Source organism: Lysinibacillus sp. NPDC097868, from assembly GCF_044761135.1.
Classification (GTDB): Bacteria; Bacillota; Bacilli; order Bacillales_A; family Planococcaceae; genus Lysinibacillus.
Map to the genome: position 1 here is coordinate 710,090 of NZ_JBIWBS010000001.1, position 19,007 is coordinate 729,096.

The following is a 19,007-nucleotide window of genomic DNA, read 5'->3' on the forward strand; positions in this document are numbered from 1 at the left end:
TAAGGATGTTACATCAATTTTCTCGTAACGAGCTCGCGATAGGTACTGAGGGACTCGAAAAATTAAAAAATACAACAGTAGCCATTCTAGGTGTAGGCGGCGTCGGCTCATTTGCTGCAGAGGCATGTGCTCGTAGTGGTATTGGTCGCATTATTTTAGTTGATAAGGATAATGTAGATATTACGAACGTTAACCGTCAATTAGTAGCGTATCTTTCTACTGTAGGAAAATCCAAATCGGGTGTTATGAAAGAGCGTATTGCTGATATTAATCCAGAATGTGAAGTAATTGATATGCATATGTTTTATACGGAAGAAACATATGAGGAATTTTTTGCACAAGGAATCGACTATGTTATTGACGCGAGCGATACTGTGATTTATAAAATTCACATTATGAAAGAATGTTTAAAACGTAACATCCCAATTATTTCAAGTATGGGCGCTGCCAATAAAATGGACCCAACCCGCTTCAAAATCGCGGATATTTCGAAAACGCATACAGATCCATTAGCAAAAGTAATTCGTACAAAATTACGAAAAGATGGTATTCATAAAGGGGTAACAGTTGTATTCTCTGATGAAAGCCCGATTGTCGTACGTCCAGATGTCGTAGAGCATGTGGGGAAACCTGATGCTGCTATCCGCAAGGCGAAAATGCCACCATCTTCTAACGCGTTTGTCCCTTCTGTTGCAGGTTTAATAGCAGCAAGTTGGGTTGTCAATAAAATTGTAGAAGATGTGAAAATTACTCGAGTACAAGGCTAAGCTATTTGTCTTGTATTTAGCAGTAACTAGCACATTAAAATTGAAAATGTTTTTATGTTATTTAAAAGAAGAATCTGCAAAGTTTTCCTTGGTGAAGTTGTGAGTTTGTGCCTGCACATGCTTACTTTTTCATAGATGACTTGTAGATTCTTTTCTTTTATGACAAGAAAATCAGTAGGAGAAATGACTAAAAATGCTCCCTTATGTTACTTATGCAACAGTCGTTCACTTTTTCTATGTTACAATAGGGCTGTTATAAAAGAGGGGGCATTCATTAATAATGGAGCAAATTTATCAAATGGAATATAGAGGATTGAATCTATTCGATGAAATTAGCACAGTGGAATTAGCGATTGATGAGGAGAAAAAGACGATACATATTTTTGATGTTGGACAGGTTGTGACACCTGTTTTTAATTTTGATGTATCTGCTTATGAATTATCAGATGGTTTTTACAAAATGGCGGATATACTTCGGCATAAACGAATTTTAACTGAACAGCAACCAGCGACAGAGCTGACGTTAAGCCAATGGCTAATTACGAATAATGCGTATTTTTATAGTCCAAAACAAAGAATTAAAAAATATGCTAACGGTAGCATCGTCGAAATAATCAATCAAGAAAAGGAACAATTTTTGTTTGATTACTATATACAAAGAGTTTAATTTTACCAAAATAATTAATTTTACGTACACAAAATGCTAATAATTCACGAAATTGCCTTATTTTTTTCATGTGCTCACTTCTTCTTTTGGTTTATTGCTATAATTTGAATAATTCCAATATATATAGATGATAGGTCAGCTTGTTTGGAATGTTCAAATCTACTTAGGGGAAGTGGAAATGGCGTTTGCTAAAACAAATGAGAACATGGGAGAGTGGGAAAATGGAAATACAAGTAATTCGTGAACATTTAGATATCGTAAAACTTCAAGAGAAAATGAATAGTATTGTATTTGATTATTTAGATACGTCTAATAATTACACAAAAGCCATGAGAGCTTTAACGCCTTTATATACACAAGCTACAACATTTTATAAGGAATATTTAGTTGCTAGAGCAGGTGAACTACCGAAAGCCAATACATATTGGCACTTGTTTATAGATTGTAGTGCCAAGCTTTGTTATTTTTTAGCAGCTTCCATCTATTATTCTTCAAATGAGCTACAAAAAACACCTGAGAAAGTAACACGTTTATTAACAATTGCCGCCCGTTCTTTACCAAGTATTGAGCAGGAAGAGAATGAGGAGCTATTAACTGCTATTATCGCCCTATATGGTGATGTAGTAGAAGATAGTGATAAGGTAGCTGCTTTAAGAGAAGAAGTACTTGCCCAAAAAGGCGACGTCAAGCAATGTTTACAGCAATTTAAATTGTTTGTTGAGAAGGAATCCATTAATTAATAAGAAATGAATTATTACCATTGTCGAACAGCATAACGACAATGGTTTTTCATTTTTGTGAGGTAATTTAGATGAAATTGTTTATGTGCCTGGCACTCCACTACGCTTTCCGCGCAGCACAAGTTGTAAGCCGCAACCCTCGCTGTCGCGCGGTTTGTTGCGGCTTACACATGTCTAGCATGGTAAATTGTTTGAGTGCCTGGCACTTTACCTGTGACGGAAAGATTTAAGCTTATCGTAAATACTTGCCATACGTTTCTCTTCACCTGCAATAACTGGTTTATAAAATTCTGTACCAACAAGCTCGTCCGGTAAATATTGTTGATCTACCCAGCCACCAAAAGTACCGATAGGGCTGTTATGCGGATATTGATAACCAACATGGCCTAAATCTTTGGCACCATCATAATGTGCATCGCGTAAATGGTGCGGAATATCTCCCGTTTTACCTGCATGGATACTTGCAATAGCAGCATCAATAGCAGATATGGCAGAATTTGATTTTGAAGCAAGGCACATTTCAATGACAGCACTTGCTAGCGGAATCCGTGCTTCAGGTAATCCTAAACGTTCTGCTGCCTGAACAGCTGCAAGCATGTGTGTCCCTACTTGTGGGTTGGCAAGACCAATATCTTCATAGGCCATAACAAGTAAACGGCGACTAACTGCAACCAAATCACCTGTTTCAAGTAAATGTGCTAAATAATACAACGCCGCATTCGTATCGCTTCCACGTACTGATTTTTGTAATGCTGACAGCAAGTTATAAAAGTGTGAGCCATTTTTATCTCCGTATACGCCAATTCTGCCAATAAGATGTTCTAGAATATGATCAGAAGCTATTGTTTGTCCGTTCACTTCATCACTTGCATAATAAATCGACTCGAGCAATGTTAGTGCCTTGCGTGCATCCCCATTTGCTGCTGTTGCGATTTGTTCAACTTGTGGATCTGTCAGTGCAAAATGATATTTTCCTAGTCCACGTTTGTCATCGGTAAGTGCCTTTTGAATAAGTTCTACTAAATTGGCTGTTGTTAATTTTTTTAACTGATGAATTTCTCCACAACGTGAGCGAATAGCAGGGTTTACATCATGATATGGATTTTCAGTTGTCGCACCTATTAAAATAATAGAGCCATTTTCCACATGTGGTAGTAATGTATCCTGCTGTAATTTATTGAAACGATGTATCTCATCTAGAAACAGTATAACTTTCCCAGAGATTCTTGCTTCTTGTACTATATCTTCAACGTCTTTTTTCCCAGCACGAGTCGCATTAAGTGCGAAAAAGGGTAGTTTAGAGCTTCCTGCGATGGCATTTGCTATTGATGTTTTACCTATGCCTGGCTCTCCGTATAATAACATGGAAGGAACATGCCCATTTTGAATCATTTTGTATAGAGCAGTATCAGGACCGACGAAATCTTGTTGACCAATGATTTCATCCAGCGTTAATGGGCGCATCCGATATGCAAGTGGTTCATTATGCAAAAGAATATCCCCTTTCGTACGTTTGTTCTAATTCATAGTATATCATAACCTTCCAAGAGTATTTCCGAGTTCTTCAAGAGGAGATTATGATATACTGTTGGTAGTATTTTGACTAGACTAATTGAGGGTGATAAAATGAAAATTTCTACAAAGGGCCGTTACGGTCTCACGATTATGATTGAATTGGCAAAGCATTATGGTGAAGGGCCAATTCCATTACGCAAAATTGCTGCTGAAAAGGAGCTTTCTGAAGCGTACTTAGAGCAACTCGTATCGCCATTGCGCAATTCAGGTTTGGTAAAAAGTGTTCGCGGAGCTTATGGTGGTTACATGCTTGCAAACCCACCAAGTGAGATTTCAGCAGCGAATGTAATTAGTGTATTAGAAGGACCAATTCAGCCTGTAGAGGGTATCGAAAATGAGGAAGCACCTCAACGTGAACTATGGTTACGAATCCGTGATGCTGTGAAAAATGTATTAGATACAACGTCTATTGAAGATTTAGCACAGTATACAGAGGAAAATGTAACAGACGGCTATATGTTTTATATTTAATATTTCTAGGCTAAACCACCTCCAAAGGTGTAAGCACTGTTAGGTTTTTACCAGTTTGGAATGAATAGTGGTTTAGTGTTTTCGTATAAAGGAGTTTTCAACATGAATTCATATATCTATCTTGATCATGCGGCAACATCCCCAATGAATGACAAGGTAATAGAGGCGATGACTTTAGCGATGCGTGATGTATTTGGAAATGCATCAAGTATTCACGGAGCTGGACGAGAGGCTCGCAAACATTTAGATAATGCACGTGATGTCCTAGCACAATCGATAGGTGCGAAGCCAGGGGAAATTATTTTAACAAGTGGCGGTACGGAAGCGGATAATACGGCAATTATTGGAACTGTTGCGGCGCGAGCTGCTGAAGGGAAGCACATTATTACAACTCAAATCGAACATCATGCGGTGTTACATACTTGTGAGAAGTTAGAACGAGAGGGCTTTGAAGTGACGTATTTACCAGTTGATGCGCATGGACGCATAACTGTCGAAGCGGTACAAGAGGCGTTACGTGACGATACGATTCTCGTAACAATTATGTATGGCAATAATGAAGTTGGTTCAATTCAGCCAATTGCTGAAATAGGTGAGTTGTTACGTGAGCATAAAGCGTCGTTCCATACAGATGCTGTTCAGGCTTATGGTTTAGAGACAATTGATGTAGCAGCTTTGCAGGTTGATTTATTAAGTGTGTCTGCGCATAAGATTAATGGGCCAAAAGGGATTGGCTTCCTTTATCAGAAAACTGGTACACCACTTGCTAGCTATGCGTTAGGCGGTGACCAGGAGAAAAAACGTCGTGCTGGTACTGAAAATATACCAGCTGTTATTGGCTTTGCTACTGCTGCTGAAAATGCAAGTCAGTTGCGCGAAAGTAAGCGAACACTGTACAATCGCTTTAAACAAATTATGCTTGAGGTTTTTACACATGAAAAACTAGTATTTCATGTCAATGGCGAAACACAAAATGTCCTACCGCACGTATTAAATGTCAGCTTTGCTAATATGGAGGTAGAGTCATTTTTAGTGAATCTTGATATGGCTGGCATTTGCGCATCCAGTGGTTCTGCATGTACAGCTGGTACAATTGATCCTTCACATGTGTTAGTTGCTATGTACGGCAAAGGGGCAGAGGAGTTACGAAACTCTATTCGCTTTAGCTTTGGCCAAGGTCTAACAGAAGAAGCTGTCCGCCAAGCGGCAGAAAAAACAGCAGCGATTGTGAAAAAGCTGGCAAAATAATTTGTTAATTACTATCAATTTAAACCGAATTAATTAAATGCTATGTATATTTGCAAAGCCTTAGAGCTCGGTTTATATGAATTGAATAAAAGAAAAGGTGACCACAATGATCGAAACACGTGACCCATCGGAAATTCGTGTCGTCGTCGGCATGTCAGGTGGGGTAGACTCTTCGGTTGCTGCATATATGCTAAAGCAACAAGGGTATGAAGTAATTGGTATTTTTATGAAAAACTGGGATGATACAGACGAAAATGGCGTTTGTACAGCAACAGAAGACTATGAAGATGTAATTAAAGTATGTAATCAAATTGGCATTCCCTATTATGCTGTGAATTTTGAAAAGCAATATTGGGATAAAGTTTTCACATACTTTTTAGAAGAATATAAAGCAGGACGCACACCTAACCCTGATGTAATGTGCAATAAGGAAATTAAGTTTAAAGCTTTCCTAGAACATGCAATGGACCTTGGGGCAGATTACTTGGCAACAGGACATTATGCACGCATTGATCGCAGTGGTGATGGCGAAGTACGTATGCTTCGTGGTGTTGATGATAATAAGGACCAAACTTATTTCCTTAATCAATTATCGCAAGAGCAACTAGCGCATGTAATGTTCCCAATAGGAGATATTGAGAAAAAAGAAGTGCGTAAAATAGCAGAAGAAGCAGGTCTTGCTACAGCCAAGAAAAAGGATTCGACTGGGATTTGCTTTATTGGAGAGCGTAACTTTAAAGAGTTTTTAAGTCAATACTTACCGGCTCAACCAGGCAAAATGGAAACGATGGATGGCGTAGTCATGGGGCAACATGATGGTTTAATGTATTATACATTAGGTCAACGTCATGGTCTTGGTATAGGTGGAGACGGTGAGCCTTGGTTCGTACTTGGAAAAGATTTAGCGCGTAATGTGTTACTAGTCGGCCAAGGGTTTGACCACGATGCTTTATACTCAACTTCACTGACAGCTGTGAAAATGGGCTATACTTCGACAAAAAAATTGCCCGGGAAATTTTCTTGTACTGCGAAATTCCGCTACCGTCAAACAGACACACCTGTTGAGGTAGAAATTTTAGAAGATGGTCGCGTGCACATTGAGTTTGCTGAACCAGTACGTGCCATTACACCAGGACAGGCTGTTGTTTTATATGACGGTGAAGTTTGCTTAGGTGGCGGTACAATTGATGAAGTCTTTAAAAGTAATGAAAAACTAACATATGTTGGATAACTTGCAAAAGGGCTGCAAAACAAACTTATTTCAGTTGATTTTCTTAGGAAATAAGGAAATACATTGAGTTAATGTAGTCACTCGGTGTAAACGAATAAGCGATAGGATTTGCAGTCTTTTCGCTACATAGAGGTGAAATGATTTGGATTTTAACGAGCAGGGCATCGTAGCATTCCAAGAGAAACGTTATGAGGATGCTGCACAACTATTTACCCAAGCAATTGAAACAGAGCCTGGTAATGCAATTGGCTATGTGAATTTTGGGAATTTATTGGCTGTACTAGAAGATACAGAACGAGCAGAACGCTTTTTTCAAAAGGCAATTACTGTAGATGAAACGGCAGCTACTGCATATTACGGCTTAGCCAATTTATATTATAATGCGGAACGCTATGCAGAAGCATTAAAACTTTATGAGCAAGCGGTACAGCATAAAATTGCAGGTGCAGATGTTTATTATATGATGGGGAAATGCTTTGAACGAATGGAAAATCCAAAGCTGGCATTGCCATATTTACAACGTGCGGCAGAGATTGCGCCTGAAGATACACAAATTCGACTTGCGTATGCTATCGTGTTATGTGCATTAGAAATGTTCGAAGAAGGTAAGAAGGAATTAGATTATATAATCGAACTGGATTGGAATAATGCAGATGCTCATTATAATTTAGGTGTTCTGTATGCGGTATCTACTGAACAAACAGAGGATGCTATGTATCATTTGAAGCAGGCATTTACGATTCAACCAGAATATGACCAAGCGCGCTATATTTACGATATGATTGCCCAACGATTTAACTAAAGAGGTTGGGACAAAAGTGAAAAAGTGTTAGATTGACTGTAATCAATCTAACACTTTTTTGCTGTAACCGTTGTTGTCCGCTACTACGGACACTTTCCTCGGACAACGTAAGCCTCAACCCTCGCTAACGCTTGGAATGCCCACGTCTTACGCTGCGTGCGTTCCCGCATTAGTCGCCGCCTTCGCTACCAACAACTAATGCTCTCCCTTCTATTAAGTTGTCCCAGCTTGATCTTTCGCTCAATTATTTACTATCTTTACTGTCAAATGTGAGCTGCGATAAGTATTGCGCTAAATGTGCAATCGGAGTTGACTCTAAAAGGGAGTGTTCTGTGTCGTTTTCTTTTAAAATATTGATTTCTTTATTGAGCCGCTCCATTTTACGATCTAATTCTGCAGCTTGTAATGCCGCATCTTTAAGTTCATTACGAATGTGTGCAGGTACTTCTTTATTATATTTATAATAAATTTTATGTTCGAGACTTGCCCAAAAATCCATTGCAATCGTACGGATTTGAATTTCAGTATATACTTTTTCCATTCGATCGGACATAAAGATTGGAATTTTAATAATAAGGTGTAGGCTTTGGTAGCCATTGTCTTTTGGATAAGCAATATAATCTTTTACATCGACGACTTCAATATCATTTTGTGCTTGAAGCATCGCACTTACTTTGTAAATATCTTCTACAAAAGAGCACGTAATTCGGACGCCCGCTATATCACGAATATTGTCGCGAATACTATCAATGGCGGGTGTTAGCTCTTTTTTCGTCATCTTTAATAATATGCTTTTTGGTGATTTCACTCGGGTCGAGACATGTTCAATTGGATTATATTCATGAATAAGTTTGAATTCTTCTTGTAAAATATTGATTTTCGTTTCAACTTCATTTAAAGCAAATTTATATGCTAGGAAAAAGCGGGTAAGCTCTGTTTGGAAAGTTTTTAAAGTTGTGGCTTCGAGTTCGTTTTTCATCATAAAATAAATCCTTTCTTCTGAAAAAATCGTTCTATCCGTGATAGGATGCAAGTTGAGCTCCTTATCGGATGATAGGGCAACAAAATTAGTATTCCTTCTTTCAAGCTTAACAAAAAGAAGGGGAAAATAGAAATTTGTGCTCTACAAAAGAATGTATGCAACACAGGGTAGGACACCGTTGATTCTCGTTCCAAGTGCTCCCATTCCACAGCCACGGCTACAATTAATTTTTGTGTCTTTGTTTTGAAGGAGACTATCCGCTTCTAAAAAAGAAAAATACTTCGAAAGGTATGGCCCCTCGAAGTATTTTGTCTGCGTTTTTATAATTTTAAACGATAATTTTAGCATCTAAATTGTAACGCTTATTGAACTCGTCAACGAATAGTTGTAAGTCAATATAAGTACCGATATATGGCTCGGTTTCTTGATCACGCAGGAAGCCGCAAGTTGCTTTTAATGATTTAGAAAACTCAAGTAACATTTGTTCGTTATCAAGTTGAATCTGTAATGATAACAAATCATCTAACGTATTCACCTTAAAATATTTTCTATCAATAATGCGTTCTAAATTTGTCTCTTCAAATGGAAAAACAAAATCATTATATATTAGTTTCACAGTACCCCGCCTTTTTTACAATAATTCACAACTTCAGCATAAGGTAAATCTCCACCAAAAATAGAAAGTGAACTACCAATTGTGACATGAAGCTTACCGTCTGAAATTGCTTTGAATTTTTCTAAGTCTTCTAAAGAACGAACTCCGCCAGCATAGGTTGTTGGAATGGATGTCCAAGCAGCTAAATCCCGTACCAAGCTTTCCTGCATACCGCCTTTTTTCCCTTCAACATCGACGGCGTGAATCAGTAATTCATCACAAAATTCCTCAATATAGGCAATGGTCTTTGCATTCACTTCAAAATCACTAAATTTGGTCCATTTATCAGTTACTACAAACCATTTGTTATCGCGCATTCTACAGCTTAGGTCAATTACGAGATGTTTTTTCCCAATAGTATGAACTAGTTGCTCTAAGCGATTAATGTCGAGTTTCCCATCATGAAAGATATAGGATGTCACGATAACATGCGAGGCACCTGCATCTATGTACTTTTTTGCGTTTTCTGCAGTAATGCCGCCTCCGACTTGTAGGCCTCCTGGATATGCTGCTAATGCTGCTATTGCGGCTTGTTCATTTCCCCTGCCAAGCATGATGACATGACCACCTACTAATTGATCCTCTGCAAACATGTTAGCATAATAGCTAGAGTCATAATCTGAAATGAAATTTTCGATAACTTCTTGATCTGTATGTCCAAGTGTACTTCCAACAATTTGTTTTACTTTGCCATCATGTAAATCGATGCAAGGTCTAAATTCCAATAGCTTCACAATCCTTCCAAACAACAAGTTCATTGTATCTATCATAGCATGGTTAGAGATAAATGAGCCGTAATTCGTCATTTGTCAAAATAATGTTAAAAATTTTTAGGTTTTTCTAGTTAAAACGATATTTCTTAACGTGCTGTGGTAAAATAATAAAATTGAAATAAACGAGAAGGGGACGAATCGATAATGACAGAAAATCTAGATTTATTTGAGTTGAATAAGCTATTTATTCTCGGACGTCCTATTGTATCTATTTTCCATAATACTCAAAATATGTATTCTATTGTTCGTGTGAAAATTCAAGAAACAAATTTGCAATATGACGATAAGGAAATTATTGTAGTTGGTTATTTCCCGCAATTGCAAATGGATGAACAATATCGTTTTACAGGAAGTATGAGACAACATCCAAAATATGGTGTACAATTTCAAGTTGAGACGTTTACAAAGGAAGTGCCCGCAACTGAGCAAGGAATTGTTCATTACTTATCAAGTGACTTATTTGTTGGTATAGGGAAGAAAACTGCTGAAACAATTGTTGAAAAGCTTGGTGCAAATACAATCCGTCTTATATTAGAAGATCCAAATGTGCTCGATGTTGTACCTCGATTATCGGCTGAAAAAAAGGAAGTCATCCATCGCACAATTGAGCAAAATCTTGGATTAGAGCGTGTCATGATTCAATTGAATGAATGGGGATTTGGCCCGCAGCTCGGAATGAAAATTTATCAAACGTATCGTACAGAAACAATTGATTTTTTGACTGAAAATCCTTATCGACTCATTGAAGATGTGGATGGTGTCGGCTTTTTTCGGGCAGATGAGCTTGGTGCAAAATTAGGCATTACCGGTAATCATCCTGACCGTATTAAGGCTGCGATTTTACATACTCTAAATACAGCTGCATTATCAGACGGCCATGTATTTTTAGATGCGGAGCACGTCCTACCACAAGTGAAAGATATGCTCGAGCAAAGTCAACGCCAAGAAATTCCGTATGAAGCAATCTCTAAGGCTTGTATCGATATGCGTGAGGAAAATAAAATATATGGAGAAGAAACAAGGCTTTATTTGCCATCCCTATATTTTTCTGAGATTGGAATTGCGTCAAAAATTATCGCGTTAACCGAACGAAATAGTCAGGCTAAGCATTTTAGTAAAGATGAAATTCGTAAGGCCGTCGGGGATACGGAAGCTTTTTTAAACGTCACATATGCAGAAACACAAGCATTTGCGATTGAACAGGCTCTTAATTCAGCTGTGATGATTTTGACGGGTGGTCCTGGCACAGGGAAAACGACTGTTGTCAGAGGGATTGTAGAAGTTTATGCAAAGCTTCATGGTCTTTCATTAAATCCTAAGGAATATGCGCAAAAAGAAGAGCCATTTCCTATCATTTTATGTGCACCAACAGGACGTGCTGCTAAACGATTATCAGAGTCTACAGAGCTACCTGCTATGACAATTCACCGTTTGCTAGGTTTCACAGGTCAGGAGAAGGAAGAAGAAACCGAGCGAGAAGTTACTGGAAAACTTATAATTGTTGATGAAATGTCAATGGTTGATACATGGCTTGCCCACCAATTATTAAAATCATTACATGAGGATGTTCAAGTTGTTTTTGTAGGTGACCAAGATCAGTTACCACCAGTAGGTCCTGGACAAGTACTCAAAGATTTACTTGCCTCGCAACAAATTCCGACTGTTGAGTTGACTGATGTTTATCGTCAGGCAGAAGGTTCAACGATTATTGAACTTGCTCATCAAATTAAGCGAGGTACAATTCCTAATGATTTGACGATGAAAACGTCTGATCGTTCATTTATTAAAGCATCACCAGATCAAGTGGCAAACGTCGTAACGCAAGTTGTAAAAAGTGCTGTATCGAAAGGTCAAGAAATACGTAATATTCAAGTGTTAGCGCCGATGTATAAAGGGCCTGCTGGAATCGATAATTTAAATAAAATGATTCAAGACCTTGTTAACCCGAATGATACAGGCTCAAGAAAAGAGCTTATCTTTGGTGATGTAACGTATCGTATTAAGGACAAGGTGTTACAGCTTGTAAACCAGCCAGAAAGCAATGTCTTTAACGGAGATATGGGGGAAGTCATTAGTATTATTAAAGCAAAGGAAACGATTGAAAAGCAGGATTTGCTTGTCGTGTCATTTGATGGTATTGAAGTAACTTACCAACGGAGCGATCTTAATCAGTTAACCCTTGCGTATTGTTGTTCTATCCATAAATCGCAAGGCTCAGAGTTTCAAACGGTGATTATGCCAGTTGTTCGTGGCTATTCTAAAATGCTCCGTCGTAATTTGCTATATACTGGAATTACGCGAGCGAAAAATTTCTTAATTTTATGTGGTGAGCCAGATGTGCTAGCTAATGGCTTACAGCGTACAGACGATTTACAACGGTTCACGTCTCTACGAGCACGACTTAACCCAATGGATGCATCTTCCAATGCGGTTATTGAAGTGAAGGAGACAATAGAGGAGACAATTGCAGGAGAAGACCGACCAGAGGATCCTATGACTGTTCTACAGCTAACAGTAGAAACGGTACCATATATACATCCAATGATTGGAATGGATGGCATATCTCCATATGATTTTATGGATGAGTAAAAATTGAAAATAAGTTTTATGAGGTGAAGAAAGTGAAACGCATCGTGTTATTGCTTCTATTTCTGCTGTTATTACCGTTCGCACAGAAGGTACATGCCAGTAATGTCGTTATTCTAGTGAATGAGGAAGCAACTGTCTTTGATAATCGTTCAGGCTCACTTGAACAAGTAGGAACATTATCCGGAGGGCAAACCTTTGAAGTGACAAAAGATTATGGGACAAATTGGTGGCAAATTCGTTGGGGTGGTAGCTACGGTTATGTCGATAAACGTTACACAACCGTTGTTCCATCCACAACATATAAAAATACTGTTCCTTCAGTTGCCAAGATAAAAGATTATATTGTAGCAACGAAGGTAACGCCTATATATGATAATACAAGCAATAAGTTAGTGCAATTTGCAACATTGTCTGAAGGTGTTCGTTTCCCCATTTATAGTAGAATGGGCAGTTGGTACGGAATTGCTGTGAACGGACGACTTGGTTATGTACATAGTAATTTTGTTAAAGAAGAAAAAGGACAAGAGACAACGGATACATCAACGAAGCCGATTGGAAAGCCAACACCACCTCCAACCCCAACACCGCCAAGTAAGCAAAATGGCTATATTGAAGCATTAGAAAATACTGTGCTTTATGACCTTCGTAGAGAACAGCCCATGTCTATAGCGACCCTTTTAAAAGGTCAGCAATTGGAAGTGGCAGGTGTAGGTGATGAAACCTATGTTCAAGTTCGGTGGGGCAAGACGTTTGTCTATGCTGAAAAATCGAAAGTGAAGTTTGTGAATACACCAACTTATAAAAATAGTGGTAAGGATAATGCAGTAATCAATCAATATTTTATTCCGATATCAGGGAATAGTGAGATTTATGATCGAACAACGAACAAACTATTGCCATTTGCAAAGCTTGATACTAATCGACGTTATCCTATTTTACGAAAAGAAGCTAATTGGTATGTCACGACAATTGGTGGTCGTGAAGGCTATATTCACAGTTCTAAGGTAGCTATAGATCGTGGTGTTCCTGTTATGATGTACCACCATTTATTGAAGGTGAATGAGCTTGGGCGCTTTAAAAATGTAAGTACTACAATGACAGATACTCAATTCGCTAATGAAATGAAGTATTTAAAAGATAAAAAATTTGAAACGGTTAGTGCTGATGATTTATTACGTTTTATGCGTAATGAAATTACATTGCCTGCTTATTCGATCGTCCTAACATTTGATGATGGCTTATTATCCACAAGAGAATATGCTTATCCAATATTAAAAAAACATGGTTTTCAAGCAACGCAATTTTTAATTACGTATCGAAATGAATATTCTCCTGCAGAGCAACTATTTAATTATAATGATTTACAAGCACTTTCAAGACAAGATATGGAGCTCATGCAAGATGTCTTTACGTATGAGTCTCATACATACAATTTACATGATATAATCGGAAATAAAGGGAAAATGTTGCTGATTCCATATCATGAAGTTGTACAAGATTTAAAGCGCAGTTTAACAATAATTCCTGGGGCAAAAGCATTTGCTTATCCATTTGGTCAATATACTACCAATACAATTTATGCAGTAAAAGAAGCAGGATTTGCAATGGCCTTTTCAACAAAGCCTGGCTACAACAATCCGTATGATGATGTTTACCAAATTAAACGCTTATACAGCGATCAACAAACGTCCTTCACACAGTTCAAAAAAATGGTCTCACCGTATGCACAATAACAGAGGAGGGCTCTTAATTGCCTTCTTGGACTATACAAAACAAACCCGCATCTTCATGGAAGCTGCGGGTTTATTTTGTAGTGGTTTACTCGATTAAATTAATTGTATGCAAACAAAAATAGCACAGTTCGGCGTTTATCATACAGATAAGAGGCGAGGAACGATTCAGCCTACTAGGTCATATAATACATGAGAATTAAAAACATAGGTCCATTTTAGGGGTGAATGTATGCCAGCAATTACAGGCCAGCAATATATTAAACGCATTGATGCATTGCAAACATATATATCGATAGATGGGGAAGTTGTTACGGGAAATGTTTCAGAACATCCGGCCTTTAAAGGCGTTATACAAAGTCAAGCTAAACTTTTTGATTTGCAGCATGATGAAAATTTACATGATAGTATGACTTATGTGTCACCTACAAGTAACCAGCGGGTCGGGATGTCTTATCTACAAGTGACAAAGGACGAAGATTTGGTGAAAAGACGTCAAGCTGCTCGAGAGTGGGCTTTATCTAATCATGGATTTATGGGAAGAAGTCCTGATTATATGAACACTACTGTAATGGCATTGGCTTCAGCAGCCGAATACTTAAAAGATAAGCCGAATTGTTTTCCGGATCATCTGCTGAATTTTTATGAATATGCACGTGAAAATGATTTAACGATGACACATACATTTATTGAGCCTCAAGTAAACCGTCATAGTTATCATTATGAAAATGATGAGGTCATCATTGCTGCTAAAATTGTAGGGAAGACGAACGAAGGTTTGGTCATTAAAGGTGCAAGATTACTTGCAACACAGGGGGGCATTACCGATGAGCTCCTTGTATTATCAACAAATGGTTTTGATGATGAAAAAGGATTTGGTTTCTCTATACCTAGTAATACAAAAGGATTGAAATTTTTATGTAGACAATCTTTTGTAGGCGGGGAATCTACGTTTGATTATCCATTAAGCACTCGATTTGAGGAAATGGATGCGATTGTTGTATTTGACGATGTCGTAGTACCGTGGGATCGGGTATTTTATTATGAAAATACAGAAGTTGCGAATAGTTTCATGAATGTTAGTGGTTTCCAAGCATATTCTTTACATCAAGTATTGTCCCGACAAATTGCTAAAACTGAATTTGTTTTGGGCGTTGTACAATCAATTGTTGATACGATTAATATCGGTAGTTATCAGCATGTGCAACAAAAAGTAGTTGAAATTATTGTAACGCTAGAAACAATGAAGGCTTTATTACTTAAGTCAGAAATAGAGGCAACAAGGGACGTTTTTGGCTTTATAAGACCAGATTTACCAACATTGCAAGTTGCCATTCAAGTTTTCCCAAAAGTTTATCCAACCTTTACGGAAATAATCCAATTGCTTGGTGCAAGTGGTTTAATGTCTATTCCAAGTGAAAAAGCATTTGCCGCAGATAATGGGGACTTAGAGCATTATTTACAGTCATTTAGAGATGGTGGAGAGGACCGTGTAAAAAAATTCCGCCTAGCGTGGGATTTAACGATGAGTACTTTTGGCACAAGGCAAACACTTTATGAGCGATACTTCTTTGGAGATCCGGTTCGCTTATCGGGCTTGCTCTACCAAACTTATAATCGCGAGCCATTTATGCAAAGAGTAGAAAATTTCTTAAAAAAATAGCATTAAAGAAACGACTTATGTTTGAAGAATTCGATAATTTTGTATAGAATAGAAATGCAATGATTGACAGAAGAACATAATTTTTTTATAATGTGCGTTAGAAAATAGAAAAAACGATGATGGAACAAGTACGTATTTGTACGTGTGAAGAAAGGGATTTCTAGGCTGAAAAAATCCTCACGTCAACAAGTGCCGAAAGCTACTCCAGAGTGCAGCTAATCCCTGCCGTTCACTTACGTTACAAGTGCTAAAGAGGTAAGTATGTATAATATGCTTACAACTAGGGTGGTACCGCGAGACAATACACAAAGTCCTCGTCCCTTTTTGGGATGAGGGCTTTTTTATGCGTACAAGCGGATTCATATCGTAATTTTTACACAATTAGAGGAGGAACTTTTCGTATGAAAGCAGCAGAAATTCGCCGTTTGTATTTAGAATTCTTTAAAGAAAAAGGACATCATCATGAACCATCAGCACCACTTGTGCCAATTAATGACCCTTCATTACTTTGGATTAACTCAGGTGTTGCAACATTAAAACCTTATTTTGACGGTCGTATTATTCCTGACAATCCACGTATTACAAATGCACAAAAATCAATTCGTACGAACGATATTGAAAATGTAGGGAAGACTGCACGTCACCATACATTTTTTGAAATGCTAGGGAACTTTTCTATTGGCGATTACTTCAAAAAAGAAGCAATTCATTATGCATGGGAATTTTTAACAGACAAAAAGTGGATGGGCTTTGACCCTGAACTTTTATCGATTACAATACATCCAGAAGACCAAGAAGCATATGATGTTTGGCATAACGAAATTGGTATTCCTGAAGAGCGCTTAATTCGATTAGAAGGAAACTTCTGGGATATCGGTGAAGGTCCATCTGGTCCAAACTCAGAAATTTTCTACGACCGAGGAGAAGAATATGGTTCAGATCAAAATGATCCAGAAATGTATCCTGGCGGTGAAAACGAGCGTTATTTAGAAGTTTGGAACTTAGTGTTCTCTCAATTTAACCACAATCCAGACGGTACTTATACACCATTACCAAAGCAAAATATTGATACTGGAATGGGTCTTGAACGTATTGTTTCGGTTGTACAAAATGTTCCGACGAACTTTGATACTGATTTATTCATGCCAATCATTGAAAAAATTGAACAGTTTGCAAATCGAAAATACAAACGTCCAGGTGAAGTTGCGTTAAGCGAAATCTTTGGCTCAGAAGAAGACATTAATACGCCTTTCAAGGTGATTGCAGACCATATCCGTACTGTAGCATTTGCTATCGGTGACGGTGCACTTCCTTCAAATGAAGGTCGTGGGTACGTATTGCGTCGTTTACTGCGCCGTGCAGTGCGTTACGCTAAACAAATTGGTATTGAAAAACCATTCATGTTTGAATTAGTACCGACAGTTGGCGAAATTATGGTTGATTTCTACCCAGAAGTTACGGAGAAATGCGAATTTATCCAACGTGTTATTAAAAACGAAGAAATTCGTTTCCATGAAACATTAGATGGCGGTCTTGCAATCTTTAACGAGGTTGTGGAAGCTCAAAAAGCAGCAGGCCATGATTATATCCCTGGAGCAGATGCATTCCGTCTTTATGACACGTATGGCTTCCCAATTGAATTAACAGAAGAATATGCGGAAGAAGTAGGCATGAAGGTAGATCACGAAGGATTTGAAGTTGCAATGAACGAGCAACGTGAGCGTGCGCGTGCTGCTCGCCAGGACGTTGATTCAATGCAAGTACAAAATGAAGTACTAGCAAACTTAACAGTAGCAAGTGAATTTGTTGGGTATGATACATTATCAGTTGAAACTGAAATTGCCGCGATGATTGTTAATGGACAAGTAACTAAAGTAGCTTCAGAAGGTCAAGAAGCGTTAGTTGTATTAGCAAAAACACCATTCTATGCTGAAATGGGTGGACAAATTGCAGATAGCGGTGTAATTGCAAATGATGGCTTTACAGCAATCGTTAAGGATGTTCAAAAAGCACCAAATGGACAACCGTTACACACGGTTCTTGTGGAATCAGGCGAAATGCATGTTGAAGATGCGGTAAAAGCGGTTGTTAATCGTGAGGAACGTAATCTAATCATTAAAAACCATACAGCAACGCACATTATGCAACGTGCATTAAAAGATATATTAGGTGATCATGTAAACCAAGCAGGATCATATGTTGGGCCAGATCGTTTGCGTTTTGACTTCTCTCACTTCGGTCAAGTAACAAAAGAAGAATTACAACAAATTGAACGTATCGTTAATGAAAAAGTGTGGGAAGATATTGAAGTCGTGATTGAAGAAAAAGCAATTGATGAGGCTAGAGCAATGGGTGCAATGGCATTATTCGGTGAGAAATACGGAGATATCGTTCGCGTAGTATCTATTGGTGATTATTCTATTGAACTTTGCGGTGGTATCCATGTAAAACGTTCTTCTGAAATAGGCTTCTTTAAAATTGTTTCAGAGGGTGGTATTGGTGCAGGAACTCGTCGTATAGAGGCTGTAACTGGTAAAGTGGCATATGAGGCAGTCAAAGAAGAAGAGGCGCTATTAAATGATGCAGCAGCACTTTTAAAAGCAAATCCGAAAGATATTGTGACAAAAGTCCATGCATTACAAGCAGATTACAAAGAATTACAACGTGAAAATGAAGGATTGTCACAAAAAATTGCGAATGCTCAAGCAGGCGCTATCGTAGATGCAGCACAAACTTTTGGTGATGTAACTGTACTTTCAACTAAGGTGGAAGCAAAAGACAATAACCAATTGCGTCAAATGATGGATGACTTAAAAGGTAAAATGACGAAAGCCGTTGTCGTATTAGGTGCTGTTGATGGCGATAAAGTTATGTTATGTGCAGGTGTCACGAAAGATTTAGTTGGTGGCAATTACCATGCAGGAAATATTGTGAAAATGGTTGCGGAAGCTTGTGGCGGTAAAGGTGGCGGTCGTCCAGATATGGCGATGGCGGGTGCAAAAGATGCATCAAAACTTGATGAAGCGCTACTTTCTGTGTATGATTACGTTAAATCCATTTAATTAATACGTCAAATCGGTTATAATAAAGAGAAATCGGAGATGAGCTTCTTTG

The 19,007-nt window shown here is 38.1% G+C and carries 15 protein-coding genes and 1 other annotated feature; of the genes, 11 read left to right on the forward strand and 4 right to left on the reverse strand.

The features are described from left to right. Positions 1 to 5: 5 nt before the first annotated feature. From ACIQXJ_RS03295 to ACIQXJ_RS03305, 3 genes are all read left to right on the forward strand, one after another. The gene (locus tag ACIQXJ_RS03295; protein WP_172772163.1) at positions 6 to 767 is read left to right on the forward strand and encodes a tRNA threonylcarbamoyladenosine dehydratase; all 762 of its coding nucleotides are present in this window, start codon (positions 6 to 8) and stop codon (positions 765 to 767) included. 280 nt (positions 768 to 1,047) lie between these two features. After that, entirely contained in the window at positions 1,048 to 1,434 is a 387-nt protein-coding gene (locus tag ACIQXJ_RS03300) for a hypothetical protein (protein WP_403049596.1), read from the forward strand. A gap of 221 nt (positions 1,435 to 1,655) precedes the next feature. After that, positions 1,656 to 2,174 (forward strand): hypothetical protein, encoded by a 519-nt coding sequence (locus ACIQXJ_RS03305; RefSeq protein ID WP_403049599.1) that lies wholly within the window; start codon positions 1,656 to 1,658, stop codon positions 2,172 to 2,174. 207 nt (positions 2,175 to 2,381) lie between these two features. On the opposite strand, the gene ACIQXJ_RS03310 is transcribed toward ACIQXJ_RS03305, so the two are convergent. Continuing rightward, positions 2,382 to 3,665: a replication-associated recombination protein A gene (locus ACIQXJ_RS03310; protein ID WP_403049602.1), complete on the reverse strand. Its 1,284-nt coding sequence runs from the start codon at positions 3,663 to 3,665 to the stop codon at positions 2,382 to 2,384. 135 nt (positions 3,666 to 3,800) lie between these two features. On the opposite strand from ACIQXJ_RS03310, the gene cymR reads away from it, so the two are divergent. From cymR to ACIQXJ_RS03330, 4 genes are all read left to right on the forward strand, one after another. Continuing rightward, the gene (cymR, locus tag ACIQXJ_RS03315; protein WP_403049605.1) at positions 3,801 to 4,220 is read left to right on the forward strand and encodes a cysteine metabolism transcriptional regulator CymR; all 420 of its coding nucleotides are present in this window, start codon (positions 3,801 to 3,803) and stop codon (positions 4,218 to 4,220) included. A 102-nt stretch (positions 4,221 to 4,322) separates the two neighbouring features. Further along, on the forward strand, positions 4,323 to 5,468 hold the full coding sequence (locus ACIQXJ_RS03320; protein ID WP_403049608.1) for a cysteine desulfurase family protein: 1,146 nt from the start codon (positions 4,323 to 4,325) through the stop codon (positions 5,466 to 5,468). A gap of 106 nt (positions 5,469 to 5,574) precedes the next feature. Continuing rightward, a complete protein-coding gene (gene mnmA / locus ACIQXJ_RS03325) occupies positions 5,575 to 6,699 on the forward strand; it encodes a tRNA 2-thiouridine(34) synthase MnmA (RefSeq protein ID WP_403049611.1) in 1,125 nt (374 codons plus the stop codon). A gap of 142 nt (positions 6,700 to 6,841) precedes the next feature. Beyond that, positions 6,842 to 7,501, forward strand: a complete 660-nt coding sequence (locus ACIQXJ_RS03330; RefSeq protein WP_403049614.1) for a tetratricopeptide repeat protein — start codon at positions 6,842 to 6,844, stop codon at positions 7,499 to 7,501. Positions 7,502 to 7,745: 244 nt separating this feature from the next. On the opposite strand, the gene ACIQXJ_RS03335 is transcribed toward ACIQXJ_RS03330, so the two are convergent. The 3 genes from ACIQXJ_RS03335 to hisA all read right to left on the reverse strand — a co-directional run bounded on the left by ACIQXJ_RS03335 (position 7,746) and on the right by hisA (position 9,863). Then, positions 7,746 to 8,480: a GTP pyrophosphokinase gene (locus tag ACIQXJ_RS03335; RefSeq protein WP_403054813.1), complete on the reverse strand. Its 735-nt coding sequence runs from the start codon at positions 8,478 to 8,480 to the stop codon at positions 7,746 to 7,748. A 331-nt stretch (positions 8,481 to 8,811) separates the two neighbouring features. After that, entirely contained in the window at positions 8,812 to 9,099 is a 288-nt protein-coding gene (locus ACIQXJ_RS03340) for a hypothetical protein (protein WP_403049617.1), read from the reverse strand. Further along, on the reverse strand, positions 9,096 to 9,863 hold the full coding sequence (gene hisA / locus ACIQXJ_RS03345) for a phosphoribosylformimino-5-aminoimidazole carboxamide ribotide isomerase (RefSeq protein WP_403049620.1): 768 nt from the start codon (positions 9,861 to 9,863) through the stop codon (positions 9,096 to 9,098). The genes ACIQXJ_RS03340 and hisA overlap by 4 nt, the downstream gene beginning before the upstream one ends. Before the next feature lie 192 nt (positions 9,864 to 10,055). Here hisA and recD2 point away from each other — a divergent pair, with 192 nt between their 5' ends. From recD2 to alaS, 4 genes are all read left to right on the forward strand, one after another. Beyond that, complete coding sequence (gene recD2 / locus ACIQXJ_RS03350; RefSeq protein WP_403049622.1) at positions 10,056 to 12,500, forward strand: SF1B family DNA helicase RecD2; 2,445 nt, start codon at positions 10,056 to 10,058, stop codon at positions 12,498 to 12,500. Between the two features lie 32 nt (positions 12,501 to 12,532). Continuing rightward, positions 12,533 to 14,233 (forward strand): polysaccharide deacetylase family protein, encoded by a 1,701-nt coding sequence (locus tag ACIQXJ_RS03355; protein WP_403049625.1) that lies wholly within the window; start codon positions 12,533 to 12,535, stop codon positions 14,231 to 14,233. Between the two features lie 229 nt (positions 14,234 to 14,462). Continuing rightward, positions 14,463 to 15,893, forward strand: a complete 1,431-nt coding sequence (gene hpaB / locus ACIQXJ_RS03360; protein ID WP_403049628.1) for a 4-hydroxyphenylacetate 3-monooxygenase, oxygenase component — start codon at positions 14,463 to 14,465, stop codon at positions 15,891 to 15,893. A 107-nt stretch (positions 15,894 to 16,000) separates the two neighbouring features. After that, positions 16,001 to 16,218: a binding site (T-box leader), on the forward strand. A gap of 76 nt (positions 16,219 to 16,294) precedes the next feature. After that, positions 16,295 to 18,955, forward strand: a complete 2,661-nt coding sequence (gene alaS / locus ACIQXJ_RS03365; protein ID WP_403049631.1) for an alanine--tRNA ligase — start codon at positions 16,295 to 16,297, stop codon at positions 18,953 to 18,955. The last annotated feature ends 52 nt before the right edge of the window (positions 18,956 to 19,007 follow it).

Coding starts and splice junctions, on each gene's coding strand:
- ACIQXJ_RS03295 (WP_172772163.1), top strand. CDS start 6: ATGTTACATCAATTTTCTCGTAACGAGCTCGCGATAGGTACTGAGGGA.
- ACIQXJ_RS03300 (WP_403049596.1), top strand. CDS start 1,048: ATGGAGCAAATTTATCAAATGGAATATAGAGGATTGAATCTATTCGAT.
- ACIQXJ_RS03305 (WP_403049599.1), top strand. CDS start 1,656: ATGGAAATACAAGTAATTCGTGAACATTTAGATATCGTAAAACTTCAA.
- cymR (WP_403049605.1), top strand. CDS start 3,801: ATGAAAATTTCTACAAAGGGCCGTTACGGTCTCACGATTATGATTGAA.
- ACIQXJ_RS03320 (WP_403049608.1), top strand. CDS start 4,323: ATGAATTCATATATCTATCTTGATCATGCGGCAACATCCCCAATGAAT.
- mnmA (WP_403049611.1), top strand. CDS start 5,575: ATGATCGAAACACGTGACCCATCGGAAATTCGTGTCGTCGTCGGCATG.
- ACIQXJ_RS03335 (WP_403054813.1), bottom strand. CDS start 8,480: ATGAAAAACGAACTCGAAGCCACAACTTTAAAAACTTTCCAAACAGAG.
- recD2 (WP_403049622.1), top strand. CDS start 10,056: ATGACAGAAAATCTAGATTTATTTGAGTTGAATAAGCTATTTATTCTC.
- hpaB (WP_403049628.1), top strand. CDS start 14,463: ATGCCAGCAATTACAGGCCAGCAATATATTAAACGCATTGATGCATTG.
- alaS (WP_403049631.1), top strand. CDS start 16,295: ATGAAAGCAGCAGAAATTCGCCGTTTGTATTTAGAATTCTTTAAAGAA.